This window comes from Streptomyces sp. NPDC005722 (genome assembly GCF_040630935.1).
Lineage (GTDB): Bacteria > Actinomycetota > Actinomycetes > Streptomycetales > Streptomycetaceae > Actinacidiphila.
On sequence record NZ_JBEXYN010000017.1, the window covers coordinates 155,086 to 178,596 of the forward strand.

21 protein-coding genes are annotated in these 23,511 nt (G+C 73.9%); 9 read left to right on the plus strand and 12 right to left on the minus strand.

What is annotated here, in order from left to right; all coding sequences use genetic code 11:
- Positions 1-144: 144 nt before the first annotated feature.
- Positions 145-1,041 carry a DUF2797 domain-containing protein gene (locus tag ABZ479_RS21375; RefSeq protein WP_500463062.1) on the plus strand — a complete coding sequence of 299 codons (897 nt, stop codon included), beginning with the start codon at positions 145-147 and terminating at the stop codon, positions 1,039-1,041.
- A 23-nt stretch (positions 1,042-1,064) separates the two neighbouring features.
- Here ABZ479_RS21375 and ABZ479_RS21380 read toward each other — a convergent pair whose 3' ends face one another.
- Positions 1,065-2,288 (minus strand): ROK family protein, encoded by a 1,224-nt coding sequence (locus ABZ479_RS21380; protein ID WP_499607590.1) that lies wholly within the window; start codon positions 2,286-2,288, stop codon positions 1,065-1,067.
- A gap of 17 nt (positions 2,289-2,305) precedes the next feature.
- On the opposite strand from ABZ479_RS21380, the gene ABZ479_RS21385 reads away from it, so the two are divergent.
- On the plus strand, positions 2,306-3,538 hold the full coding sequence (locus ABZ479_RS21385; RefSeq protein ID WP_500463063.1) for an MFS transporter: 1,233 nt from the start codon (positions 2,306-2,308) through the stop codon (positions 3,536-3,538).
- A 76-nt stretch (positions 3,539-3,614) separates the two neighbouring features.
- Complete coding sequence (locus ABZ479_RS21390) at positions 3,615-4,361, plus strand: maleylpyruvate isomerase family mycothiol-dependent enzyme (RefSeq protein ID WP_500463064.1); 747 nt, start codon at positions 3,615-3,617, stop codon at positions 4,359-4,361.
- Positions 4,362-4,393: 32 nt separating this feature from the next.
- Here the strand turns inward: ABZ479_RS21390 and ABZ479_RS21395 are convergent, their stop codons facing one another.
- Positions 4,394-4,789 (minus strand): MarR family winged helix-turn-helix transcriptional regulator, encoded by a 396-nt coding sequence (locus ABZ479_RS21395; protein ID WP_499607600.1) that lies wholly within the window; start codon positions 4,787-4,789, stop codon positions 4,394-4,396.
- Positions 4,790-4,876: 87 nt separating this feature from the next.
- Here ABZ479_RS21395 and ABZ479_RS21400 point away from each other — a divergent pair, with 87 nt between their 5' ends.
- Positions 4,877-6,379, plus strand: coding sequence for an MFS transporter (locus ABZ479_RS21400; protein WP_500463065.1), 1,503 nt, complete (start codon positions 4,877-4,879; stop codon positions 6,377-6,379).
- 60 nt (positions 6,380-6,439) lie between these two features.
- Here the strand turns inward: ABZ479_RS21400 and ABZ479_RS21405 are convergent, their stop codons facing one another.
- From ABZ479_RS21405 to ABZ479_RS21415, 3 genes are read right to left on the minus strand one after another with little or no spacing between them, the layout of a single operon-like run.
- Entirely contained in the window at positions 6,440-7,105 is a 666-nt protein-coding gene (locus ABZ479_RS21405) for a response regulator (RefSeq protein WP_499607605.1), read from the minus strand.
- Entirely contained in the window at positions 7,102-8,376 is a 1,275-nt protein-coding gene (locus ABZ479_RS21410; RefSeq protein WP_500463066.1) for a sensor histidine kinase, read from the minus strand. Before ABZ479_RS21410 ends, ABZ479_RS21405 begins: the two co-directional genes overlap by 4 nt.
- A gap of 58 nt (positions 8,377-8,434) precedes the next feature.
- A complete protein-coding gene (locus ABZ479_RS21415; RefSeq protein ID WP_500463067.1) occupies positions 8,435-9,157 on the minus strand; it encodes a TetR/AcrR family transcriptional regulator in 723 nt (240 codons plus the stop codon).
- A 152-nt stretch (positions 9,158-9,309) separates the two neighbouring features.
- Here ABZ479_RS21415 and ABZ479_RS21420 point away from each other — a divergent pair, with 152 nt between their 5' ends.
- On the plus strand, positions 9,310-9,768 hold the full coding sequence (locus ABZ479_RS21420; protein WP_499607612.1) for a nitroreductase family deazaflavin-dependent oxidoreductase: 459 nt from the start codon (positions 9,310-9,312) through the stop codon (positions 9,766-9,768).
- On the opposite strand, the gene ABZ479_RS21425 is transcribed toward ABZ479_RS21420, so the two are convergent.
- Both ABZ479_RS21425 and ABZ479_RS21430 read right to left on the minus strand, forming a co-directional pair.
- A complete protein-coding gene (locus ABZ479_RS21425) occupies positions 9,761-10,414 on the minus strand; it encodes a DUF4230 domain-containing protein (RefSeq protein ID WP_500463068.1) in 654 nt (217 codons plus the stop codon). The genes ABZ479_RS21420 and ABZ479_RS21425 overlap by 8 nt on opposite strands.
- Positions 10,415-10,516: 102 nt before the next feature.
- The gene (locus ABZ479_RS21430) at positions 10,517-11,746 is read right to left on the minus strand and encodes a geranylgeranyl reductase family protein (protein WP_499607619.1); all 1,230 of its coding nucleotides are present in this window, start codon (positions 11,744-11,746) and stop codon (positions 10,517-10,519) included.
- 156 nt (positions 11,747-11,902) lie between these two features.
- On the opposite strand from ABZ479_RS21430, the gene ABZ479_RS21435 reads away from it, so the two are divergent.
- A complete protein-coding gene (locus tag ABZ479_RS21435) occupies positions 11,903-13,261 on the plus strand; it encodes a dipeptidase (RefSeq protein ID WP_500463069.1) in 1,359 nt (452 codons plus the stop codon).
- A 45-nt stretch (positions 13,262-13,306) separates the two neighbouring features.
- Here ABZ479_RS21435 and ABZ479_RS21440 read toward each other — a convergent pair whose 3' ends face one another.
- On the minus strand, positions 13,307-14,347 hold the full coding sequence (locus ABZ479_RS21440) for an NUDIX hydrolase (protein WP_500463070.1): 1,041 nt from the start codon (positions 14,345-14,347) through the stop codon (positions 13,307-13,309).
- A 792-nt stretch (positions 14,348-15,139) separates the two neighbouring features.
- Positions 15,140-16,147, minus strand: a complete 1,008-nt coding sequence (locus ABZ479_RS21445) for an ROK family protein (protein ID WP_500463071.1) — start codon at positions 16,145-16,147, stop codon at positions 15,140-15,142.
- 86 nt (positions 16,148-16,233) lie between these two features.
- Between ABZ479_RS21445 and ABZ479_RS21450 the strand changes: the two genes are divergently transcribed.
- Positions 16,234-17,220 carry a LacI family DNA-binding transcriptional regulator gene (locus ABZ479_RS21450; protein ID WP_499607642.1) on the plus strand — a complete coding sequence of 329 codons (987 nt, stop codon included), beginning with the start codon at positions 16,234-16,236 and terminating at the stop codon, positions 17,218-17,220.
- Between the two features lie 51 nt (positions 17,221-17,271).
- On the opposite strand, the gene ABZ479_RS21455 is transcribed toward ABZ479_RS21450, so the two are convergent.
- Entirely contained in the window at positions 17,272-17,757 is a 486-nt protein-coding gene (locus ABZ479_RS21455) for a hypothetical protein (protein ID WP_500463072.1), read from the minus strand.
- A gap of 87 nt (positions 17,758-17,844) precedes the next feature.
- On the opposite strand from ABZ479_RS21455, the gene ABZ479_RS21460 reads away from it, so the two are divergent.
- The gene (locus ABZ479_RS21460) at positions 17,845-18,846 is read left to right on the plus strand and encodes an acetylxylan esterase (protein ID WP_500463073.1); all 1,002 of its coding nucleotides are present in this window, start codon (positions 17,845-17,847) and stop codon (positions 18,844-18,846) included.
- 51 nt (positions 18,847-18,897) lie between these two features.
- Here the strand turns inward: ABZ479_RS21460 and ABZ479_RS21465 are convergent, their stop codons facing one another.
- Positions 18,898-19,308: a Fur family transcriptional regulator gene (locus tag ABZ479_RS21465; RefSeq protein ID WP_500463074.1), complete on the minus strand. Its 411-nt coding sequence runs from the start codon at positions 19,306-19,308 to the stop codon at positions 18,898-18,900.
- 381 nt (positions 19,309-19,689) lie between these two features.
- On the opposite strand from ABZ479_RS21465, the gene katG reads away from it, so the two are divergent.
- The gene (gene katG / locus ABZ479_RS21470; protein ID WP_500463075.1) at positions 19,690-21,921 is read left to right on the plus strand and encodes a catalase/peroxidase HPI; all 2,232 of its coding nucleotides are present in this window, start codon (positions 19,690-19,692) and stop codon (positions 21,919-21,921) included.
- A gap of 68 nt (positions 21,922-21,989) precedes the next feature.
- Here the strand turns inward: katG and ABZ479_RS21475 are convergent, their stop codons facing one another.
- Positions 21,990-23,270, minus strand: a complete 1,281-nt coding sequence (locus ABZ479_RS21475) for a DUF6986 family protein (protein WP_500463076.1) — start codon at positions 23,268-23,270, stop codon at positions 21,990-21,992.
- Positions 23,271-23,511: the final 241 nt, after the last annotated feature.

Sequence of the window (23,511 nt, forward strand, 5' to 3'; positions counted from 1 at the left end):
GATGCGTCTCCTTGGTGGGGCCGTGTTTCACGACACCACGAGACTGGTCCGTGCGGGGGCGCCGGTCGTCGTACGGCCAGCGGCACCGCAGGTACCACCCGGGGAGTACGGCCGCTGTCGGTGGCTGCGCCTAGCATGCGGATCATGTGGCGATGCACGGGTCTGCGATGGGTGTCCGGGGGCCCGGTGTGGACGTGGTGGCACCCGCGCCACGGTGACCGGCGCAGTCCCGTGCGCCTCGGCGACCCGCTGACGCTCGCCGTGGAACCGGGCGCGGTGCGTCGCTGCACGGGCGTGTGGCGTTCGGGCCGCTGGACCCCGTGCCCGCGCTCCGCGGAACTTCCCGAGCGGGCCCGCCGTGACCAGTGCGAGCAGTGCGCGGCCCTGGACCGCTCCCGTTCCGTGGCCGCGGACACCCGGCTGGACGACCCGCGGCCCTTTTCGGTGTACCTGGCCTGGTTCGGGCCCGGCCTGGGCAAGGTCGGCATCACGGCGGCCGAGCGGGGCAGTGCGCGGCTGCTCGAACAGGCCGCGGTCTGCTTCACGTTCCTCGGCCGGGGCCCGCTGATGGCCGCGCGCCGCGCCGAGTCGGTCCTCGGGACGGCGCTGGGCATCCCGGACCGGGTGCCGACGTCGGCGAAGCGTGCCGCCCGCGCCGCACTGCCGCCCGCGGACGCGCGGGAGGCGGAGCTGCGGGCACTCCACAAGGTGGCGGCCGCGGTCCCCGACTGGCGGGACACGCTCACGCCCACCGGCTTCCGGCCCGTGGACCACGCGGTGGTGTTCGGCCTGGAGCCGCGCGCACCTCAAGCCACCGCCGCGGTGACCGGGCTCGCGGCGGGTACCGCGCTGCGCGGCACCGTCACGGCGGTGGCCGGAGGTGACCTCTACCTCCGCGCCGCCGGGCCGTCCGGCGGTGTCCTGCTGCTCGACACACACCTGGTGCCGGGATGGCCGCTGACCGCCTCGGCGGAGGGGCTGCCGGAGCCGCCCGTCAAGGCGCTGCCGCCACCCGCCGACCCCCCGGAGCCGCTGTTCTGACGCCCCGTGGAGGGCCGGGGGTTCTAGGCGCCGAGCGCCGTGAGCGGGTCGTCCAGCACGGGCTGCCAGGCCAGTTCGGCAGCCCCGACGAGGCTGTTGTGGTCCAGCGCGCAGGCGAGCAGCGGGACCCCGCCGCTGCGTCCCCACAGGCTGCGTTCGGCGACGACGGCGCGCAGCCGCTCCGGGTCCGCGTCGAGCAGCCAGCGGTGCAGGCCGCCGAGCAGGATCCGGTCCGGGTTGAGGACGTTGACCAGTCCGGCGAGTCCCTGCCCGAGGTGGTCGATGAGGCGGTCGGCGGCGCTGCGCACCGCGGGGTCGTCGTACTCCTCGCGCAGTAGGGCACGGCACTGGTCGGGCAGCGAGCCCTCGGGCCCGGGGATGCGCCCGGCGGCCTCCAGGAAGGCGAGGGGGTCCACCTCGACGTCCAGGCAGCCGCGGCTGCCGCAATGGCAGGGCCGGCCCTCGGGGTTGACGGTCAGGTGACCGACCTCCAGGGCGAGCCCGGCGCTGCCGGTGTGGAGCTTGCCGTGCAGGACGAGGGCACCGCCCACGCCGCGGTGCCCGGTGGCGACGACCAGCAGGTGTTCGGCGCCCTGCCCGGCGCCGTGCCGGTGCTCGGCGAGCGCGGCGACGTTGACGTCGTTGCCGACGAAGCACGGCGGCGGCGCCCCGTTGGGGGCGATGATGCCGGAACGCTCGATCTGCTCGCGGAAGATGTCCAGCACCGGTGCGCCCGCGGCCCACGCCAGGTGCAGGGGGTTGAGCGCGGCGCCTTCGGGTTCGGCGACGGCGGACGGCACGGCAAGTCCCGCGCCCGCGCACTCCCGGCCGGAGGCGCGCAGCAACTCCGCGCCCGCCTCGACGACGGCGCCGAGGACCCGGGCGGGGTCCGCGGGCACGGTCATGGCGACCGGCTTGGACGCGAGGATGTGGCCGCCGAGTCCGACCAGCGCGGCGCGGAACCCGTCGGCGTGGATCTGCGCGGCGAGGACGACCGGCCCCTCGGGATTGACGGCGAGCCGGTGCGAGGGCCGGCCCTGTGCTCCGGCGGGCCCGCCCGGCCGGGTGTCGACGCGGATCAGGCGCAGTGCCTCCAACTCGGCGGCGACGGCCCCCGCGGTCGCCCGGGTCACGCCGAGTTCGACGGTGAGCACGGCGCGGGTGGGCGCACGCCCGGTGTGCACGAGCGCGAGCGCGGGACCGAGCGCACCGCGGCCCCGCTCCAACCTTGTCCGAGTCTGGGTCACAGTCCTATTCTCACTTTGTGCCGAGCCTAAACAAAATACGGAGCGTACTCAGCAGGCAAGATCCCGCAAGTCCGGCGCTCCCGCTGCTGCGCCTCCGTGTCGCCCTCACCGCGTTCTTCGCCCTCGACGGATTCGTCTTCGCCGGCTGGGTCGTTCGCATCCCCGCCGTCAAGGAGCAGGTCGGCGCCTCGGCGGGCGCTCTCGGTCTCGCCCTGCTCGGCGTGTCCGCGGGGGCGGTCGTCACCATGATCCCCAGCGGACGGCTGTGCCGGCGCTTCGGCGCCCGGCAGGTGACCGTCGCCACCGGGGCGATCCTGTCACTGAGCGTCGCGCTGCCTCCGTTCACCCACTCCCCCCTCGCCCTGGGTCTCGTGCTGCTCCTGCTCGGTGTGGGCTTCGGCGGCATGAACGTCGCCATGAACAGCGTCGCCGTCGACCTGGTGGCCGCACTGCGGCGCCCCATCATGCCCGGTTTCCACGCCGCGTACAGCCTGGGCGGACTGGTCGGGGCGGGCGTCGGCGGGCCTCTGGCCGCCCGGCTGACCCCGGCTCAGCACCTCGGGGGCGTCGCCCTGTTCGGGCTCCTGGCAACCGTGCCGCTCGGACGGCTCCTGCTGCGGCACGCGATCCCCCGTCCCACGGAGAGCGCGGGCGCGGCCGGCAGCGGGGCGGGTGCGCCGGGCACCGCGCGCCCCGGCGCCCGGCGCATGGTCGCCGTCTTCGGGCTGATCGCCCTGTGCACCGCCTACGGCGAGGGGGCGCTCGCCGAATGGGGTCCGCTCCACCTGCAGGAGGACCTGCACACCGGCCCGGCCCTCGCGGCCGCCGGATACGCCGCCGTCGCCCTGGCGATGACCGTGGGGCGTCTGTACGGCACCGCGCTCCTGCTGCGGCTCGGCCCGACCCGTGCGGTGGTGCTGGGCGGACTGACCGCGGGTGCCGGAATGCTGCTGGGAGCGTTGGGGCCCACGGTCTGGCTCGTCCTGACCGGCTTCGCGCTCACCGGACTCGGGCCCGCCAACGTCTTCCCCGTCGCCATCGGCCGGGCCGGCGCCCTCGGCGGTCCCGGTGGTGTGGCCACCGCCTCCACCCTGGGGTACGCGGGCTTCCTGCTCGGGCCGCCCACCATCGGCTTCCTCGCCGACGCCTACGGGCTGCCGGTGGCGCTGACCACGGTCGCCGCGCTCGCGGCGGTCGCCGCCGTGGTCGCGCACACGACCCGGCACGCGTCCGCGGCCGCCGGAGTCTGACGCCCCGCGTCCGGGCGCGGCAGGCGCATCGCGCCGCTGCGGCCCGGTTGTCGGTACCGGCTGGCACAATCCCGACATGGAGACAGCCGAGTTCATCGAGGTCCTGCGGCGCGAGGGCGGACTGCTCGCCGACGCGGCGGAGGCGGCCGGGCTCGACGCCGTGGTGCCGTCCTGCCCCGGCTGGCACGTGCGCGAACTGGTCCGCCACCAGGGCACCGTGCACCGCTGGGCGACCCGTTACGTCGCGGAGGGACGTCGGCAGCCGGAACCCATGGAGGCCGAGACCCCGGAGGACGACCCCTCCCTGCTCCCCTGGTTCCGCGAGGGTCACGGGCTGCTGGTCGCGGCCCTCGAAGCGGCGCCCGCCGACCTGGACTGCTGGTCCTTCCTCAAGGCGCCCTCCCCGCGCGCCTTCTGGGCACGGCGCCAGGCGCACGAGACGGCGATACACCGCGTGGACGCCGAACTGGCCCTGGGCCGCGCCCCGTCACCCGTCGGCCCGGAGTTCGCGGCCGACGGCGTCGACGAGTTGCTCACGGGTTTCCACGTACGGCCGAGGAGCCGGGTCCGCAGCATGACGCCCAGGACGCTCCGCGTGCGTACGACGGACACCGACGCCGCGCGGGACGTCTGGCTGGCGCGACTGTCGGCCGATCCGCCGGTCGTCGAACGGGCAGCGCCCGGCGAGGCCGACTGCACGGTGAGCGCCGCCGCAGAGGAGCTCTACCTGACGCTGTGGAACCGGGGCGCCTATGAGGATTTGCAGGTCACCGGCGACACATCCGTGGTCGACCTGTGGCGGCGCACCGCGGCGATCGGCTGATCCACAGCGGCCGGACCGGGTAGGGCGCGCCCTCAGACCTGGCCGAGCATCCGCTCCAGGACGGCTCGTTGCGCCGGCTTGGCCTCCTCGTGGCGCGCCCGGCCGGCGTCGGTCAGCGCGACCCGCACCCCGCGCCGGTCCTCACTGCAGATGCCACGGCTCACGAGGCCGTCCTTCTCCAGCCGGCCGACCAGCCGGGAGAGCGCGCTCTGACTCAGGTGCACGCGGTCCGCGAGCTCCTGGACGCGGTAGGTGCACCCGCCCTCGTCGGGGTTTCCCTCGGCGAGCAGGTCGAGGACCTCGAAGTCGCTCGCGCCCAGACCGTGCTGGTTCAGCTCACGGTCGAGCTCGCACGCGGTGCGCGCGTGCAGGGAGAGGACCTCACGCCACCGCTCCACGAGCACATGCTCACTCTTCACGCCGGTCATGGCCGCAGGATAGCAGAAAATCAACACTAGATGTACGCACATTAAATGCACTTGCATTTGATGCATGCGCATGTAATGTTCCTCGACATGACCTCTCCGCACACCGCCGCCGTCCGCGGTCCCGAAGGGCGCTGGAGCGCCCGGCAGTGGGGCACCCTGCTGGTCCTCTGCGCCGCGCTCTTCCTCGACGCCCTGGACGTCTCGATGGTCGGCGTGGCCCTCCCGTCCATCGCGGACGACCTCGACCTGTCCACCTCGTCGCTGCAGTGGGTCGTCAGCGGCTACATCCTCGGCTACGGCGGCCTGCTGCTGCTCGGCGGCCGGGCCGCCGACCTGCTCGGCCGGCGCCGGGTCTTCCTCGTCGCGCTCGCCGTGTTCGCCGCCGCCTCGCTGCTCGGCGGGCTCGTCGACTCCGGTGAACTCCTGATCGCCAGCCGCTTCATCAAGGGCCTGAGCGCCGCGTTCACCGCCCCTGCGGGCCTGTCCATCATCACCACGACCTTCGCCGAGGGACCGGTCCGCAACCGCGCCCTCAGCATCTACACCACCTGCGGCGCGACCGGCTTCTCCATGGGCCTGGTCCTGTCCGGCCTGCTCACCGAGGTGGGCTGGCGCTGGACGATGCTGCTGCCCGCCCCGATCGCGGTCCTGGCCCTCGTGGCCGGCATCCGGCTGATCCCGACGAGCCCCCGTGAGCGGCACTCCGGTCGCGGCTACGACCTGCCCGGCGCCCTGACCGGCACCGGTGCGATGCTGCTGCTCGTCTTCACCGTCGTCCAGGCCCCCGAGGCGGGCTGGGCCTCGGCCCGCACCCTGCTCTCCTTCGCCGCCGTCGCCGTCCTGCTGACCGCCTTCGCCGTCATCGAGCACCGCAGCACCCATCCCCTCGTACGGCTGGGCGTCCTGCGCTCGCCCCACCAGATACGCGCCAACCTGGGCGGCGCCGCGTTCTTCGGCTCCTACGTGGGCTTCCAGTTCCTCGTCACCCAGTACATGCAGTCGCTGCTGGGCTGGTCGGCGCTGCAGACCGCACTGGCCTTCCTGCCCGCGGGGGCGCTGGTCGCGCTCGCCTCCACGCGGATCGGTCCCCTGGTGGACCGCTTCGGGACACCGCGGGTGATCGCCACCGGCTTCACCCTGCTGTTCGCCGGTTACGTGCTCTTCCTGCGCGTCGACCTCACCCCGAGTTTCGCCGCGGTGATCCTCCCGTCCATGCTGCTGCTCGGCGCCGCGTGCGCGCTGGTCTTCCCGTCGCTCAACATCCAGGCCACCAACGGGGTGCGCGACGAGGAGCAGGGCATGGTCTCCGGCCTCCTCAACACCTCCTTCCAGGTGGGCGGCGCCATCTTCCTCGCGGTCGTCACCGCGGCGATCACCGCCGGGTCCGGCGACGGGCACCCGGCCTCCCCGCAGGCGACGCTCGACAGCTTCCGGCCCGGGCTGGTCGTGGTCAGCGCCATCGCCCTGGCCGGGCTGCTGATCACCCTCACGGGGCTGCGCCGCAGGGTGTCGTACGGATTCGTGGTCGCCTCCTCCTCCGACACCGCCGTACCGGCGAGCGAGGAGCACAAGGTCCCCGTGCGGGACTGACCGGCGCCGGCCCCTCGCCCCGGGCCCGCGCGGACCACGGTCCGCGCGGGCCCTTCCGGCTCAGCCCAGCCAGCCCGGCCGCACCAGGCCGGACTCGTAGGCCAGGACGACGAGCTGGGCCCGGTCCCGGGCGCCGAGCTTCACCATCGTGCGGCTGACGTGCGTCTTGGCGGTGAGCGGGCTCACCACCAGGCGGCGGGCGATCTCCTCGTTGGACAGGCCGATCCCGACCAGGGCCATCACCTCGCGCTCCCGCTCGGTGAGCCGGTCCAGTTCCGCCGCGGCCGAGGGCTCCTTGGACCGGGCCGCGAACTCGGCGATGAGCCGCCGGGTCACCCCGGGCGAGAGCAACGCGTCGCCGTCCACCACCGCCCTGACGGCGCGCACCAGTTCCTCCGGCTCGGTGTCCTTGACCAGGAAGCCGGAGGCGCCGGCCCGGATGGCCTCGAAGACGTACTCGTCGAGCTCGAACGTGGTGAGGATGACCACCTTGACCCCGGCGAGCGCCGCGTCCTCGGTGATCCGGCGGGTGGCCTCGAGACCGTCCATGACCGGCATGCGGATGTCCATCAGCACCGCGTCCGGGGTGAGTTCACGGACCATGCGCAGGGCCTGGGCGCCGTCGGACGCCTCGCCCACGACCTCGATGTCGGGCTGGGCGCCGAGCAGGGCGGCGAAGCCCGCCCGCACCAGGACCTGGTCGTCGGCGAGCAGGACCCGCGTCATGGGCTCTCCTTGTCGGGGACGGACGCCGTCGCGGCGGCCGCGGCGAGCGGAAGCAGGGCCAGCACACGGAAGCCCCCGTCGGCGCGCGGTCCGGCCTCGACGGTGCCGCCGAGCGCCGCCGCCCGCTCACGCATGCCCAGCAGCCCGTTGCCCCCGCCCGTGGAGTCGTGGGCGTGGTCGGCGGTGGCGGTGGCGGTGGCGGGACCGTCGTCGTCGATCCGCAGCTCGACCGCGTCCCGGCGGCGGGAGACGCGGACCCGGGCGGTGCGGGAGCCCGAGTGGCGGATGACGTTGGTCAGCGCCTCCTGGACGATCCGGAACGCCGCCAGGTCCACGCCGGGCGGCAGGGCGGCGGCGCGGCCCTCGCGGGTGATGTCGACGGCCAGGCCCGCGCCCGCGGCCTGTTCCTGCAGTTCGGGCAGCCGGTCCAGGCCCGGGGCCGGCGAGCGGGGGGCCTCCCCGGGACCGCGCAGCGTGCCGAGCACCTGGCGCACCTCGCCGAGCGCCTCCTTGCTGGCCGCCTTGATGGTGCTCAGCGCCTGCCGGGCCTGCTCGGGGCGCTCGTCCATGAGGGCGAGGGCCACCCCGGCCTGCACGTTGATGACGGAGATGCTGTGCGCGAGCACGTCGTGCAGCTCCCGGGCGATGCGCAGCCGTTCCTCGTCGGCGCGGCGCCGCTCCGCCTCGACCCGCTCCCGCCGCTCGCGGACGAACTGCTCCCTGCGCAACCGCCACAGCTCCGCGACGGCGAGGATCGCCAGCAGCCAGGCGGCGGCCCCCGAGACCTGGGCCCACGAGGCGGCGTGGTCCCCGGCGGGCGGCAGCCAGCGGTACAGCCACACGGTGATGAGCAGGTAGGCCGTGTACAGGGCGCCCGCGATGACCAGGACGGCACCTCGGCGACCGGCGGCCACGGCCGTGAAGTAGGCGGCGACGATGCTGAGGAAGACCGGCCCGTACGGGTAACCCCCGGCGACGTACACGAGCGTCACGGCCGAGACGGCGGCGGCCACGGCGACGGGCGCGCGGTTGCGCCACAACAGCAGTACGGGCCCGGCGAGCAGGAGCGCGTAGCCGAAGTGGCCGAGGCCGGCCCGGCCGGCCGCGTTGTGCGAGGCGGCCGTCGTGCCGACCACCTGGACGACCGCGACGACGAGCGACGAGACCCAGGGGTGGCGCAGGCGATCGGCGCCGGGACGGTGTCCCGTCCCGGCGCGGCGCCACCACGGTCCCCGGGGCGGGCGGCCCCCCGGTGTCCTGTCGTCGGTCATGCGGCCACGCTAGACCGGGATGCGGCGGGTCGGCGTCCGGTCGGCGGGGTGACCGCGTCTACTCCCCGTGGAGTACGCGACCGCGGCGGAGTCCCGTCTGGTGGGCGAGGCCCGCGACGGCGTGGTCGAAGAAGTCGTCCCGCGCCTCGACCACGTTGTTGAACTGGCCGAACACCTCGAAGCTCAGGAGTCCGAAGAGCTGCGCCCAGGCGGCCACGAAGGACGGGATCACCGCCGGCGGCAGATCGCCGTCCAGGTCCTTGCTGAGCCGCCAGGCGTCGGCGTGGACGGCCTCGGAGAGCGGGGCGTCGGGCGGGGGCACGGCGAGCGCCCCGGCGGTGTGGGCCTCCTCGGCCACGGTGAGGAGGGCGAGCCCGACCCGGGACGCGGGCCCGATCGTGTCCAGCGGGGCGGAGTAGCCGGGCACGGGGGAGCCGTAGATGAGGGCGTACTCGTGCGGATGGGCGAGCGCCCAGCGGCGGACGGCCCGACAGATCTCGCTCCAGCGCTCCACGGGGTCGGTGCCGCCGACGCGGGCAAGGGCCTCCTCGGCTGCGGCGCCCACGGCGTCGTAGGCGTCGACGATGAGGGCGGTGAGCAGCTCGTCCCGGCTGGGGAAGTAGCGGTAGAGCGCCGAGGAGACCATGCCCAGCTCGCGTGCGACGGCGCGCAGCGAGAGCCTCGAGGCGCCCTCGTCGGCGAGCTGCCTGCGCGCCTCTTCCTTGATGGCCGCGGTCACTTCGTCGCGGGCCCGTTCCCTGGCGGTTCGGATGACGCTCATGGGGATCAGTGTAGGCGGGGATGGAGCGACGACCAAGAACGAGAGCAGTGCTCTTGCCATGGGGTGCGGACTCGTGCACACTGTTCTCAAGCGAGAGCACCGCTCACGGACCGGTCCACGGTCCACGGCCCGCGCGTCTTCGAGGAGTCCTCATGTCCGAGCACGTCATGAAGCCCGGCTGGTTCACGGTCAACGTCCTGAACCGCACGGTGGCGTGGCTGACGCGTCGCGGCCTCAGCGTGTGGGGGTCACGCGTGCTGGCCGTCCGCGGCCGCAAGAGCGGGGAGTGGCGGCGCACCCCGGTCAACCTGCTGGTGGTGAACGGGGAGCGCTACCTCGTGGCGCCCCGCGGGCACGTCCAGTGGACGCACAACATGCGGGCCGCCGGCGGCGGCCGGCTGCTCCTGGGCAAGCGGGCCGAGGAGTTCAGCGCGACCGAGGTCGCCGACGACGCCAAGCCCGAGCTGCTGCGTGCCTACCTCAAGCGCTGGAAGGCCGAGGTGGGCGTGTTCTTCGGCGGTGTGGGGGCGGACTCCACCGACGAGGAACTACGCGCCATAGCCCACAAGCACCCGGTCTTCCGCATCACCGGGCTCCGGCCCGTCAGCTGAAGCGGACCTCCACCTTCTCGAAGCCCAGCGAGGTCAGCAGCCGTTCCAGCATGGCCCTGGTGTTGGTCTCCGCCCGCTTCGTCAGCTCGGTCGACTCGGCCGCCTGCTGGATCTTCTTCGCGGCGAGCTTCTGGACCTGCTGTTCGTCCCCGGGATGCGAGGAGAAGAAGTCACCGAGCCGGTCGAAGAAGCCGCGCTCCTGGGCGACCACGTAGGAGCGGTCGGGGTCGAGCGAGGCCCGCTCCAACTGGGCGTGGGGCAGGGTCAGGACCGCGGAGGTCCGGTCCTCGGAGACGATGACGCCCTTCGGGCCCACGTCACCGAGGTCCACGTAGGCGTCGACGCTGCCGGCCCCCACGTAGAGCGTGCGCCTGCCGCGCACGGCGTCGGGAAGGAACTTGGCGTCCTTCTCCAGGTCGACCACCACCTGGAACTCGCCGCTGGCCCCCTCGAATCGGTTCATGTCCTGGATCGCCTTGAGCACCACGGGACCGGTGCGGTCCTTGGTCTCCTCGGCGAAGGGGTTGGGCAGACCAGGTATCAGGTCGGCACGTGCGACCAGAAACAGAAGTCCGCCGAGCACTACGAGCCCGGTGAGCGTACGCAGCCACCACGGCAGCCTTCCGTCTTCATTCCTCAAGGGCATGACGAGGACACCTCCCACAAAGTTGTCTGCCCCTCAACTCCCCCTTTATGGCGTGCCGGAGGGTGCCATCGCAAGATCAATCGGAGGGTTCCGTCGCCGAGATCAGCGGCGGTCGAAGGACTCCAGTGCACGACGGGCCAGAGGGTGGGAGCGCACGAGCTCGGCGAGCGAGCTGGAACCACGGGTGATCTTGGCGAAGGCGTTCCACGCGGGAGGAAGGGTGGTGAGTGCGGCGTGCAGCAGACCGGGGCGCTTCTCGAAGACGCTCAGCATGCGGCGGCCGACGCCCATTTCGACACCGAGGCCGGCCTTGACCGCGAAGGCGTAGTTCAGGGCCTGGCGACGCGCGTCGACCGCGTCGTTCGCCTCGGCGATCCGTACCGCCCACTCCCCCGCCAGGCGGCCGGACCGCAGCGCGAAGGAGATCCCCTCACGGGTCCACGGCTCCAGCAGGCCCGCCGCGTCACCGCACACCAGCACGCGACCGCGCGAGAGCGGCGAGTCGTCGGCACGGCAACGGGTGAGGTGGCCGGAGGAGATGCTCGGTTCGAAGCCGGCCAGACCAAGCCGGCCGACGAAGTCCTCCATGTAGCGCTTGGTGGCGGCGCCGTCGCCGCGCGCCGAGATGACACCGACCGTCAGGGTGTCGCCCTTGGGGAAGACCCAGCCGTAACTGCCGGGCAGCGGGCCCCAGTCGATGAGCACCCGGCCCTCCCAGTCCTCGGCGACCTCCGCGGGGACCGGGATCTCGGCCTCGAGCCCCAGGTCCACCTGGGCCATCTTGACGCCGACGTGGGCGCCTATGCGGCTGGCCGAGCCGTCGGCGCCGACCACCGCGCGGGCGAGGACCGTCTCACCGTCGTTGAGGACCACCGCGACGGTCCGCCGGTCCGGCACGGAGGTGCCGTGCTGCTCGACCCGGGAGACCGACGCCCCGGTCCGCAGCTGCGCGCCCGCCTCGACGGCGGCGTCCACCAGCCGGGCGTCGAACTCCGGGCGGTTGATCAGCCCGAAGAGCATCTGCCGCGACCTGCGGGTCCGGCTGAGCCGGCCGTTGAGGCTGAAGGTCACCGCGTGCACCCGGTCGCGCAGCGGGAGTTCGAACCCCGGTGGCAGCGCGTCGCGGGACGGCCCGATGATGCCGCCGCCGCAGGTCTTGTAACGCGGCAGTTCGGCCTTCTCCAGCAGGAGCACGCGGCGTCCTGCGCTCGCCGCGGCGTAAGCCGCCGAGGCCCCGGCGGGCCCGGCACCCACCACGACGACGTCCCACACCGCTGCGCCGTCGGCGCCCTCCGCCGAACCGCCGTCCTGCGCCTCGTACTCGCTGCTCACGTGTGCTTCCGCTCCCGTCCGACCCACCGACTGCCGTCGCCCCTGCTCAGCCGCATACTAATCCGCGGGGTGAGCGAGGCTGCCTGTGGCACCATCGATCACGACCACCAGTCCACGAACATCGCGTTCGACCTGTCCCACCCCTCAGGAGCGCCCATGTCCACCGCACCACTCGCCGCAACCGTCGCCGCACTGATGCCGCGGGCCCGGACCGAGCTGGCCGAGCTGGTGTCGTACCGCTCGGTGGCCGACCCGCGGCAGTTCCCCAAGAGCGAGTGCGAGCAGGCCGCCTCCTGGATCGCCGAGGCCCTGCGCACGGAGGGCTTCGAGGACGTCGCCCTGCTGGACACCCCGGACGGCACGCAGTCGGTGTACGGCTACCTGCCCGGTCCGCAGGGCGCGCCCACCGTGCTGCTGTACGCGCACTACGACGTGCAGCCGCCGCTGGACGAGGCCGGCTGGCTGTCGCCGCCGTTCGAGCTCACCGAGCGCGACGGCCGCTGGTACGGACGCGGCGCGGCCGACTGCAAGGGCGGCCTGATCATGCACCTCACGGCGCTCCGCGCGCTGCGCGAGAACGGCGGGGTCCCGGTCGGCGTGAAGATCATCGCCGAGGGCTCGGAGGAGCAGGGCACCGGCGGCCTGGAGCGCTACGCCGAGGAGCACCCCGAGCTGCTCGCCGCGGACGCCATCGTCATCGGCGACTCGGGCAACTTCCGCGTCGGCCTGCCCACCGTCACGGCGACCCTGCGGGGCATGGCGCTGGTCGACGTGAAGGTGACCACCCTGGAGGGCAACCTGCACTCCGGCCAGTTCGGCGGCGCGGCACCCGACGCGCTGGCCGCCCTGGTCCGCATCCTGCACACGCTCCACGACGACTCCGGCGCCTCCACCGTGACGGGTCTCACCGCCGACGCGGCCTGGGACGGGCTGCAGTACGACGAGGGGAACTTCCGCGCCGACGCCAAGGTGCTCGACGGTGTGGAGCTGATGGGTACCGGCACGGTCGCCGACCGCCTCTGGGCCCGCCCGTCGGTCACCGTCATCGGCATCGACGCCCCTCCGGTGGTCGGCGCCACGCCGTCCGTGCAGGCCACCGCCGGCGCGAAGGTCAGCCTGCGGGTCCCGCCGGGCGTGGACGCCCAGCAGGCGGCCAAGCTGCTCATCTCCCACCTGGAGGCCGCCGCCCCCTGGGGCGCCCGCGTGGAGGTCACCCAGGTCGGCAGCGGCCAGCCGTTCCGCGCGGACACCTCCAGCCCGGCGTACGCCTCGATGGCCGAGGCGATGCAGGCGGCGTACGGCACGGAGATGGAGATCGCCGGCATGGGCGGCTCCATCCCGCTGTGCAACACCCTGGCGACGCTCTACCCCGACTCGGAGATCCTGCTGATCGGCCTGAGCGAGCCGGAGGCGCAGATCCACGCGGTGAACGAGAGCGTCTCCCCGGAGGAGCTGGAGAAGCTCTCGCTCACCGAGGCGCTCTTCCTGCAGAAGTACGCCGCCAAGGCGGTCTGAGCGCGGCGGGCGGCCGGTGGGCGTCCGAGGGGGGCCTGGCGCCTCTCAGCCGCCCACCGGCACCCCGGCCTCCAGGTTGAGCACGGTGGCCCGCTCACGCGCCCGCAGGGCCCAGCACAGCCGGGTGTGCCGGACGGGCGGCAGCATGGCGGCGGCCTCGTCCTCCGTGGCGAAGCGCCAGCCCCGCAGTTCGGCGCCGGGCAGCAGCAGGCGTTCGGCGTCCGCCGCGGGCAGCCGCCCGCCGTCGAAGAGCAGCCGCAGACCGCCGTAGCCGGGCGGCAGCGGCGGTTCCCAGTCCACGACCAGGAGCCGGGGCACGGCCGGTAGGCGGAGGCCGAGCTCCTCGGCGACCTCCCGCATGCCGGCCCGGGCGGGCGCCTCCCCGGGCTCGACGACCCCGCCGGGGAACTCCCAGCCGGGCTTGTAGGTCGGGTCGACCAGCAGCACCCGGTCGTCCTCGTCGAAGAGCAGCACGCCCGCCGCGAGGGTCTCGGTGGTGGGCTCCGGGGTCTGCACGATGTCGCAGGCACCGGCGCCCTCGCGTATCGCCTCGGCGATCCGCTCGGCCGTCGCGCGCGGGGCGAGCCCCGCGGTGTCGACGACGTGGGCGTCCGCCGTGAGCCAGGGCAGGGCCTCCCGGTATGCGGGGAGGTGGTCCAGGCACCAGGCGCGGATCCCCGCGCTGGCCTCGGGATCGTCCGGGACGTCGGCACGCTGGTCGATCCGCTCACGCAGAACCGTTTCCTCAGCGTGCAGCAACACATGCCGCACCGTGATCCGGCGGGCCGCCAGCCCGCCGAAGATCTCGTCCCGGTACTCCTGCCGCAGCAGCGTCATCGGCACCACCAGCGGTCCCCCACCCACCTCCGCGAGCAGCGCGGCCGCGGTGTCGACGACCAGCCGCCGCCACGCGGGCAGTTCCTGGTAGTCGGAGACCTCGCCCAGCCGCTTCTCCGGGAGCATCAACCGCAGCCCGCTGCCGATCAGTTCCGGATCGTAGAGCACGCTGCCCGGCAGCAGTTCGAGCAGTTCGCGTGCCGCAGTGGTCTTCCCCGCGCCGAACGTGCCGTTGAGCCAGACGATCACGGTGCCCCCTCTTCCGTAGCCCGGTAGCCCCCTACGAATTGCCCGGATCATCGGCGTCGGCAAACGCGCAGACCCGGCCATCGGCGCATACCGGTGGGTTCGGCACCGGGGAACGTGCGGCATGCCGCACGCCGAACGCGGCATGAACGGCGACGCCGAACCCGGCCGACGAGGGCGAGCCTCGGCACCGTACGGCGGGCGACCTGCGGCCCAGGCCGACGACCGGCGCGGCAAGCGCCCCGGGATCTGCCGACGCCGGAAATCTCGACCCTCGCATTACTTGTCTTCCGACGGGCATCCTCCCGCGCCGCCTCGTCGGCGCCGCGCAGGTCGCGGACTTTGCCGGGGTCGGTCCTTGCCGGTCCTCAGGGTCAGTCCGGCGGTGAACCGCGGCGGCGGCATCAACACCAGAGCGCCACGAGCGCGGCCGGCGGCGCCGCGAGCAGTTTGCCGTCGGACGCTGTCCCGGCCCCGCGGGACCGCAGGCCCGCGAGGCGCGCCCGGCACGTCGCGACCCGAGCCCACAGCGTTCCGCCCGCGGGGACCACGGCATCGCACCCGCACGGACAGCCGGCATCAGGCGTGCCCGAGGACCGCCGAGGCGCTGCGCCCCGACGGCCTCGTGAACCTCTCCGCGCAGTGCGGGCCTGCCCGACGCAGGCGAAGGGTTCCGGACCACCGACGCCGGCCCCGTGCCCACCCTCGTCGGCGCCCGTCACGTCGAAGGCCGCGTCTCTGGGGCGCCCGTGTGCCCGCGGCCCTCCCCGGGAAGCTGCCGCCGGGAGCGCTCCGCTACGCGCCGGTCGCGAAGGCCTCCAGCCGCAGGGCCTGCGCCGCGGCGGCCGCCGCACCCACCAGGCCCGCGTCCGTGCCGAGCACCGCGGGGACGACCTTCACCCCGGAGGCGAACGACAACGTGGCGTACCGGCGCATGTGCGCGCGGAGGGGCTCGAAGAGGAGCGGGCCCGCGCCCGCGACACCGCCGCCGATCACGGCGAGGTCGATCTCGACCAGGGTGGCCGTGGCGGCGATGCCCGCGGCCAGCGCCTGCGCGGCGCGGTCGTACGAGGCGAGGGCGAGTGGGTCGCCCTCGCGGGCGGCCCGGGCGACGGCGGCCGCGTCGGACTCCTCGCCGTGGGCCGGACGCCAGCCGGACTCCAGGGCGCGCCGGACGATGTTGGGCCCGCTGGCCAGGCGCTCGACGCAGCCGCGGCTGCCGCAGGGGCACACGTCGCCGTCGAGGTCCACGCTGATGTGGCCGATGTGCCCGGCGTTGCCCGTCGGGCCGGGGTGGAGCTTGCCGCCCAGGACCAGACCGCCGCCGACACCGGTGGACACCACCATGCACAGGGCGTTGTCGTGCCCGCGGGCCGCGCCCTGCCAGTGCTCGGCCGCGGTGATCGCGATGCCGTCGCCGGTGAGCACGACCGGCAGCCCGCCGACCCGCTCACCGACCTGGCCGACCACCGGGAAGTCCCGCCAGCCGGCGATGTTGACCGGGCTCACCGTGCCGCGCGAGGCGTCGATCGGCCCGGCGCTGCCGATGCCCACCGCGACGACCCGCGGCCAGCCCGCCGACTCGCGCAGCCCCGCCAGCACCTCCGCGAGCGCGCCCATCACGGTCGCCGCGTCCCGGTCGGCCGGTGTCGGGCGCTGCACCCGTACGAGCAGCTCGCCGCCGGCGTCCACCAGGGCGCCCGCGATCTTGGTGCCGCCGATGTCCACGGCGGCGATCAGCGGACCCGCACCGGCGGCACCCGACGGCGGGACGATGGACTCGGCAGAGCTCTCGAACGGCATGGGCGTAGTGTCGCCCTTTGTTGACAACGTTGTCCAGCCCATAGGATCACGGCGTGACCGATATTCCGCGCACCGCCCGCCCCACCATGAAGGATGTCGCGGCCCGGGCCGGCGTCGGCCTGAAGACGGTTTCGCGTGTCGTCAACGAGGAACCGGGCGTCACCGAGGACACGATCTCACGCGTCCAGGCGGCCATCGACGCCCTCGGCTTCCGCCGCAACGACAGTGCGCGGCTGCTCCGCAAGGGCCGTACGGCCAGCATCGGGCTGGTCCTGGAGGACCTCGCCGACCCCTTCTACTCCCCGCTCAGCCGTGCCGTCGAGGACCTGGCACGGGCGCACTCGACTCTGCTGTTCACCGGCTCGAGCGCCGAGGACGCCGACCGCGAGCAGGAACTGGTGCTCGCCTTCTGCGCCCGCCGGGTGGACGGCCTGGTCATCGTGCCCGCCAGCGAGGACCACCGCTACCTCGAGCCGGAGATCGCGGCCGGCGTCGCGACCGTCTTCGTCGACCGCCCCGCGGGCGGCATCGACGCGGACGTGGTGCTCAGCGACAACGCCGGGGGCACCCGCGAGGGCGTGGCCCACCTCATCGCCCACGGGCACCGCCGCATCGGCTTCATCGGCGACCTCCCCCGCATCCACACCGCCGCCGAGCGCCTGCGGGGCTACCGGGAGGCGATGGAGGCCGCCGGGCTGCCCGTGCACGAGGGCTGGGTCTCCTGCGGGCCCACGGCCCCGGGCCGGGTCCGCGCCGCCGTGGAGTCCATGCTCAGCGGCCCGGAACCGGTCACCGCCCTGTTCGCCGGCAACAACCGGATCACCGTGACCGCGGTGCGGGTCCTCGCCGACCTGCCCAGCGTGGTCGCCCTCGTCGGCTTCGACGACTTCGAGCTCGCGGACCTGCTGCGGCCCGCGATCACCGTCGTCGCCCAGGATCCGGGGCTGCTCGGCCGCACCGCGGCCGGACTGCTCTTCCAGCGGCTCGACGGCGTCGCGGGCGCCCCCAAGCGGGTCGAGCTCGCGTGCCGGCTCGTCCCGCGCGGCTCGGGCGAGCTCCCGCCGGTGCCCTAGCCGCGCCGCACCGGTTCCGCCGTCGCGCGCGGCGGAGCCGGGCCGTGCCCGTCAGCAGGCGTGCGCCATGGCGGTGAAGGTCAGCGCGTTGAACGACCCCGGCACCGGGTCGTACGAGACCGTCACCGTCCAGCCGCCCTTCCCGAGGGCCACGTACGCGCCGGCGCCGCCCTTCCCCCGGCGCACTACCGTCCAGCCGCGCTCGCCCAGGGCGGTGGCCACGGCGGCGTACTCCCGCGCTCCGTCCTCCTCGGCGGCCGGCCAGGCGAGCATGCACTCCTCGCTCGGCAGGTCGGACTCCTCGTCGGCGGTCGCGACCAGACCCATCACCGCGTTCTCCGCCCGGCGCACGCCGGCCTCGTCCGCCGCCGCGTCGAGCTCCGCCTGCACCGCGGCACGGCTCAGCGGAACCGAGCCGACCGGCACGGCACTTGCCGGTCCCGCCACCAGCCCGGCGAACACGGCGACGGCAGCCGCCCTGAGCATCGCGCGCGTCATCGGCGAGCGGGGCGCCGGTTCCCGGCCGATCTCGTCCACGACGACACCATCCCATGCGGGACCGACAACCCGAAGCCGCCGGGCGACCGTTGACATCCCGTCCCCTGAAACGATTCGATACCCGGCATGCCGCTCACCGACCTGCCGCTGGACGAACTGCGCCGCTACGCCCCGGAGATCGCCGAGCCCGGGGACTTCGACGCCTTCTGGGCCAGGACGCTGACCGCCGCCCGCGAGGCGGGGACCGGCCCGGCGGAGTACCGCAGGGTCGACTCCCCGCTGGCCACGGTCGAGGTGTTCGACGTGCGTTTCCCCGGCTGGGCGGGCCAGCCCATCGCGGCCTGGCTGCTGCTGCCGCGCGGCGCGCAGGGGCCGCTGCCCGGGGTCGTCACGTACATCGGCTACGGCGGCGGGCGCGGGCTGCACCACGGGAACCTGCTGTGGAGCGCGGCGGGTTACGCCCACCTGGTCGTCGACTCGCGCGGCCAGGGCCACGACACCCCCGACCCCGACCCGGCCCCGGGTCCGCAGTACGTCGGCGGGTTCATGACCCGCGGCGCGGACGACCCCGAGCACTACTACTACCGCCGCCTGATGACGGACTGCGTGCGCGCCGTGGACGCGCTGCGCGCGCACCCGGCCGTCGACGCGGGCCGGGTCGTCGTCTCCGGCGGCAGCCAGGGCGGCGGGCTCGCGCTCGCGGTGGCCGGGCTGGCCCGCGAGGCCGTCGCGGCGGCCCTGGTCGACGTGCCGTTCCTCTGCCACTTCCGCAGGGGCGCCGAGACCGCCGCCGAGGGCCCGTACCCGGAGCTCGCCGAGTACCTCGGCGTCCACCGGCGCATCGAGCCCGAACGGCTCTTCTGCACCCTCGACTACTTCGACGGCGTCCACTTCGCCCCGCGCGCCACCGCGCCCGCGCTGTTCAGCGTGGGCCTGATGGACCCCGTCTGCCCGCCGTCGACGGTGTTCGCGGCGTACAACCGCTACGCGGGACCGAAGGACATCACGGTGTGGCGGTTCGGCGACCACGGCGGCGGCCGGGACTCCCAGTACGACGAGCAGATGCTGTGGCTGCGCGGTCTCGGACTGGCCCCGGCGGCGGAACGGAAGGACGGCGAGGACCGGTGACACCGGTGACACCGCTGACACCGTCGGCGGCCACTCCCCCGGGTGACGCCCTCAGGCGCAGGACGGGCACAGCCCGCGGTAGGTGACCTCGGCCTCGGCGACCGTGAAGCCGAACCGCTCCGCGGCGGGGAGGTCGGCCAGCGGGTCCCCGGTCGGGTGGACGTCGCGTACGGTGCCGCACCGCGAGCACACGAGGTGCTGGTGCGGCCGGTGCGCGTTGGGGTCGTAGCGCTTGGCGCGGCCGTCGGTGGAGACCTCCATGACCTCCCCGAGGGAGACCAGCTCCCCCAGGGTGTTGTAGACGGTGGCCCGGGAGATCTCGGGCAGCAGCCGTGCGGCGCGGGCGTGCACCTCGTCGGCCGTCAGGTGCACGTGGTCGCCGTCGAGGACCTCCGCGACGACACGCCGCTGGGACGTCATGCGCCAGCCGCGCCCGCGCAGTCGCTCCAGCAGGTCGCTCATGTCTGCTCACCCGTTCAGCTCGGTGGACGTCCGGAATTCACCCCGTGGACGCGTCCGGGTTCTGATTGCCTATGGAATTGACGCTCTTCTTGACTTGGACTGCGTCCATCGTAGGATCGGTTCCGGCGCCAGCCAAGGGACAGGAAGACTCCAGTACGGCAGAAGAGAGAGACGTGACGGGACCACCGCCGAGCAGCAGCGCGGTGACGCCTGGAGGTCACGGGCGCCCGCGTGCCACTGCCGCGGCCGGTCCGGCACCCCTCTCCCCCTGTCGTGCCGCCGGTGAGGCCCCCGTGCGCTCACCGCGGCGGCCCCCGCCCGAACGCGTCCGACGGCCCGCAGTCCTGAGCACCGTGATCCGCCAGGTCCGGAAGGATTCCCATGTCTGAGAACCATGAAGCAATCGTCACAGACCCCAAGACGGAGGGTGTGAACGGTTGCCCCGTCGCGCACGGGCGCGCTCCGCACCCGACCCAGGGCGGCGGGAACCGGCAGTGGTGGCCGGAGCGGCTGAACCTGAAGATCCTCGCCAAGAACCCGGCGGTCGCGAACCCGCTCGGTGCGGACTTCGACTACGCCGAGGCGTTCAAGGCCCTCGACCTCGCGGCCGTGAAGCAGGACGTCCTCGAGGTCCTGACGACCTCCCAGGACTGGTGGCCGGCCGACTTCGGGCACTACGGCCCGTTCATGATCCGCATGGCGTGGCACAGCGCCGGCACCTACCGCATCAGCGACGGCCGCGGCGGCGCGGGCGCCGGTCAGCAGCGCTTCGCCCCGCTCAACAGCTGGCCGGACAACGGCAACCTCGACAAGGCCCGCCGCCTGCTGTGGCCGGTGAAGAAGAAGTACGGCCAGAGCATCTCCTGGGCCGACCTGATGATCCTCACCGGCAACGTCGCGTTGGAGTCGATGGGCTTCGAGACCTTCGGCTTCGCCGGCGGCCGCGAGGACGTCTGGGAGCCGGAGGAGGACGTCTACTGGGGCCCCGAGTCCACCTGGCTCGGCGACCAGCGCTACACCGGCGACCGCCAGCTGGAGAGCCCGCTCGGCGCCGTCCAGATGGGCCTGATCTACGTCAACCCGGAGGGCCCCAACGGCAACCCGGACCCGATCGCCGCCGCGCGCGACATCCGGGAGACCTTCCGCCGGATGGCGATGAACGACGAGGAGACCGTCGCCCTCATCGCCGGCGGCCACACCTTCGGCAAGACCCACGGCGCCGGCCCGGCGGACAACGTCGGCGCCGACCCCGAGGCCGCCTCGATGGAGGAGCAGGGCCTCGGCTGGCGGAGCACCTACGGCACCGGCAAGGGCGCCGACGCGATCACCAGTGGTCTCGAGGTCACCTGGACCAGCACCCCGACCCGCTGGGGCATGGGCTTCTTCGAGAACCTCTTCCGCTACGAGTGGGAGCTGACGACCAGCCCCGCCGGCGCCAACCAGTGGGTGGCGAAGGACGGGGCCGGCGCGGGCACCATCCCGGACGCGCACGACGCCTCCAAGAGCCACGCCCCGACGATGCTGACCACGGACCTCTCGCTCCGGTTCGACCCGGTCTACGAGGAGATCTCGCGGCGCTTCCTGGAGAACCCGGACGAGTTCGCGGACGCCTTCGCCCGCGCCTGGTTCAAGCTGACCCACCGCGACATGGGCCCGGTCGTGCGCTACCTCGGTTCCGAGGTCCCGTCCGAGACCCTGCTGTGGCAGGACCCGCTGCCCGCGCGGACGCACGAGGTGGTCGACGCCGCCGACGCCGCCGCCCTCAAGGAGCAGGTCCTCGCCTCGGGCCTGACCGTCCCGCAGTTGGTGTCCGCCGCATGGGCCTCGGCCGCGTCCTTCCGCGGCAGCGACAAGCGCGGCGGCGCCAACGGCGCCCGTGTGCGCCTCGAGCCGCAGCGCGGCTGGGAGGCCAACGACCCCGACCAGCTCGCCGTGGTGCTGCGCACCCTGGAGGGCGTCCAGGGGTCCTTCAACGCGGCGCAGTCCGGTGACAAGCGGATCTCGCTGGCCGACCTGATCGTGCTGGCCGGCTCCGCCGCCGTGGAGAAGGCCGCCGCGGACGCCGGTCACCCGGTGGAGGTGCCGTTCACGCCGGGCCGTGTGGACGCCGCGCAGGACCAGACCGACGTGGAGTCCTTCGCCGCGCTCGAGCCGGCCGCCGACGGCTTCCGCAACTACCTGGGCAAGGGCCACCGCCTGCCGGCCGAGTACCTGCTGCTCGACCGCGCGAACCTGCTCACCCTCAGCGCCCCCGAGATGACGGTCCTCGTCGGCGGTCTGCGCGTCCTGGGCGCGAACCACGGGCAGTCCGCGCACGGCGCCTTCACCGCGACCCCCGGCTCGCTGACGAACGACTTCTTCGTCAACCTGCTCGACCTGGGCACGTCCTGGAAGGCGACCTCCGAGGACCAGTCCACCTTCGAGGGCCGTGACAACGTCACGGGCGAGGTCAAGTGGACCGGCACCCGTGCCGACCTCGTCTTCGGCTCCAACTCCGAGCTGCGCGCGCTCGCGGAGGTCTACGCGAGCGACGACGCCAAGGCGAAGTTCGTGTCCGACTTCGTCGCGGCGTGGGCGAAGGTCATGGACCTCGACCGGTTCGACCTCGTCTGATCGTCCGCTCCGGCGGGACGTCCGGGCCGGCCCCCGTGGGGGCCGGCCCGGACCTGTTCGTGGGGGCCTCAGGCCCCGGGGGCCCGGCCGGCGAGGACGTCGAGGTCGGCGCGGCTGAGCCCGGTGGCGGCGGCGACCTCCACGAAGTCCACCGCGCCGCAGTCGAGTCCGCGCAGCAGGTACCCGCTCAGCGCCCGGGCGGTGGCGGGTTCGTCCATGACGTCGCCGCCCGCCTTGGCGACGTACGCCGTGAGCCGGGCCGCCGCCGCGTCCAGACCCTCGCGGTAGAAGGCGTAGACCGCCGCGTACCGCGTGGGCAGATGGGCGGGATGCATGTCCCAGCCTTGGTGGTACGCACGGGCCAGGGAACGGCGGACCAGGCCGTAGTGGAGCCGCCAGGCCTCGTGGACGCGGGGGGCCGGGCCGACGGGCAGCACATTGGTGGAGCCGTCGGAGAGCCGCACGCCCGTGCCGGCGGCCGCCACCTGCATGACGGCCTTGGCGTGGTCCGCGACCGGGTGGTCCATGGACTGGTACGCCGGACTGACCCCGCAGGCGGCGCTGTAGTCGAAGGTGCCGTAGTGCAGTCCGGTGGCCCGGCCCTCGGCGGCGTCGATCAGCCGGGCCACCGTGGCCGTCCCGTCGGGCCCGAGGATGGACTGGGTGGTCTCGATCTGGATCTCGAACCCGAGGCGCCCTTCCGGCAGTCCGTGCGCGCGCTCGAACTCCCCGGCGAGCCGGACGAACGCCGTCACCTGCTGGGGGAAGGTGACCTTGGGCAGGGTGAGCACCAGGCCCCCGGGCAGCCCGCCGGCGTCCATCAGACCGGTGAGGAAGACGTCCAGGGTGCGGATGCCCCGGTCGCGGACGGCGGCCTCCATGCACTTCGTGCGGATGCCGACGTACGGGGGTGCGGTCCCGTCCGCGACGGAATCCGCCACGATCCGGGCGGCGCGTACGGCCGCCGCGTCCTCCTCGGCGTCCGGCCGGGAACCGTAGCCGTCCTCGAAGTCGATCCGCAGGTCCTCGACCGGCTCGCGCAGCAGCTTGGCCCGTACACGGTCGTGGACGGGCACGGCGAGCGCGGGCGGCAGGCCCAGCACGCCGGCGAACCGCTCCGCGTCGGGCGCGTGCTCGTCCAGGGCGGCGAGGGCGCGCTCGCCCCAGACGCGCACGGTGTCCGCCGCGAAGGCGTCGGCGGGGACGTAGACGGTGTGCACGGGCTGCCGGGTACCCGGGTCCCCGGGGTAGCGGCGGGCGAGTTCGGCGTCGACGGCGGCGAGGGATGCGCCGATGTCCTGGCGCACCGCGTCGCCGAGCGAGGTGCGGACCGTCTCGTTCTGCGCCATCGGGCACCCTCCCGGTCTTCAACAAATCGTTGAAGCGAAGCTAACGCCCTCCCCTTCGCACCGTCAACGACCCCCGGGGAACGCCCGGAGCCCCGCGGTGCCGTGGTGGCGTCGCGGGGCTCCGGTGGGTGCTGCCGTCCGGTGCGGGGGGTCAGCCCTTGCGGGCGGTGACCTCCTCGGTCAGCTGCGGCACGACCTGGAACAGGTCGCCCACCACGCCGTAGTCGACCAGCTCGAAGAT

What these genes read in the sequence shown, in the direction of transcription:
- ABZ479_RS21375 (WP_500463062.1), top strand. Translation starts at nt 145, where the DNA reads ATGTGGCGATGCACGGGTCTGCGATGGGTGTCCGGGGGCCCGGTGTGG.
- ABZ479_RS21390 (WP_500463064.1), top strand. Translation starts at nt 3,615, where the DNA reads ATGGAGACAGCCGAGTTCATCGAGGTCCTGCGGCGCGAGGGCGGACTG.
- ABZ479_RS21395 (WP_499607600.1), bottom strand. Translation starts at nt 4,789, where the DNA reads ATGACCGGCGTGAAGAGTGAGCATGTGCTCGTGGAGCGGTGGCGTGAG.
- ABZ479_RS21400 (WP_500463065.1), top strand. Translation starts at nt 4,877, where the DNA reads ATGACCTCTCCGCACACCGCCGCCGTCCGCGGTCCCGAAGGGCGCTGG.
- ABZ479_RS21405 (WP_499607605.1), bottom strand. Translation starts at nt 7,105, where the DNA reads ATGACGCGGGTCCTGCTCGCCGACGACCAGGTCCTGGTGCGGGCGGGC.
- ABZ479_RS21410 (WP_500463066.1), bottom strand. Translation starts at nt 8,376, where the DNA reads ATGACCGACGACAGGACACCGGGGGGCCGCCCGCCCCGGGGACCGTGG.
- ABZ479_RS21415 (WP_500463067.1), bottom strand. Translation starts at nt 9,157, where the DNA reads ATGAGCGTCATCCGAACCGCCAGGGAACGGGCCCGCGACGAAGTGACC.
- ABZ479_RS21420 (WP_499607612.1), top strand. Translation starts at nt 9,310, where the DNA reads ATGTCCGAGCACGTCATGAAGCCCGGCTGGTTCACGGTCAACGTCCTG.
- ABZ479_RS21425 (WP_500463068.1), bottom strand. Translation starts at nt 10,414, where the DNA reads ATGCCCTTGAGGAATGAAGACGGAAGGCTGCCGTGGTGGCTGCGTACG.
- ABZ479_RS21435 (WP_500463069.1), top strand. Translation starts at nt 11,903, where the DNA reads ATGTCCACCGCACCACTCGCCGCAACCGTCGCCGCACTGATGCCGCGG.
- ABZ479_RS21445 (WP_500463071.1), bottom strand. Translation starts at nt 16,147, where the DNA reads ATGCCGTTCGAGAGCTCTGCCGAGTCCATCGTCCCGCCGTCGGGTGCC.
- ABZ479_RS21450 (WP_499607642.1), top strand. Translation starts at nt 16,234, where the DNA reads ATGAAGGATGTCGCGGCCCGGGCCGGCGTCGGCCTGAAGACGGTTTCG.
- ABZ479_RS21460 (WP_500463073.1), top strand. Translation starts at nt 17,845, where the DNA reads ATGCCGCTCACCGACCTGCCGCTGGACGAACTGCGCCGCTACGCCCCG.
- ABZ479_RS21465 (WP_500463074.1), bottom strand. Translation starts at nt 19,308, where the DNA reads ATGAGCGACCTGCTGGAGCGACTGCGCGGGCGCGGCTGGCGCATGACG.
- katG (WP_500463075.1), top strand. Translation starts at nt 19,690, where the DNA reads ATGTCTGAGAACCATGAAGCAATCGTCACAGACCCCAAGACGGAGGGT.
- ABZ479_RS21475 (WP_500463076.1), bottom strand. Translation starts at nt 23,270, where the DNA reads ATGGCGCAGAACGAGACGGTCCGCACCTCGCTCGGCGACGCGGTGCGC.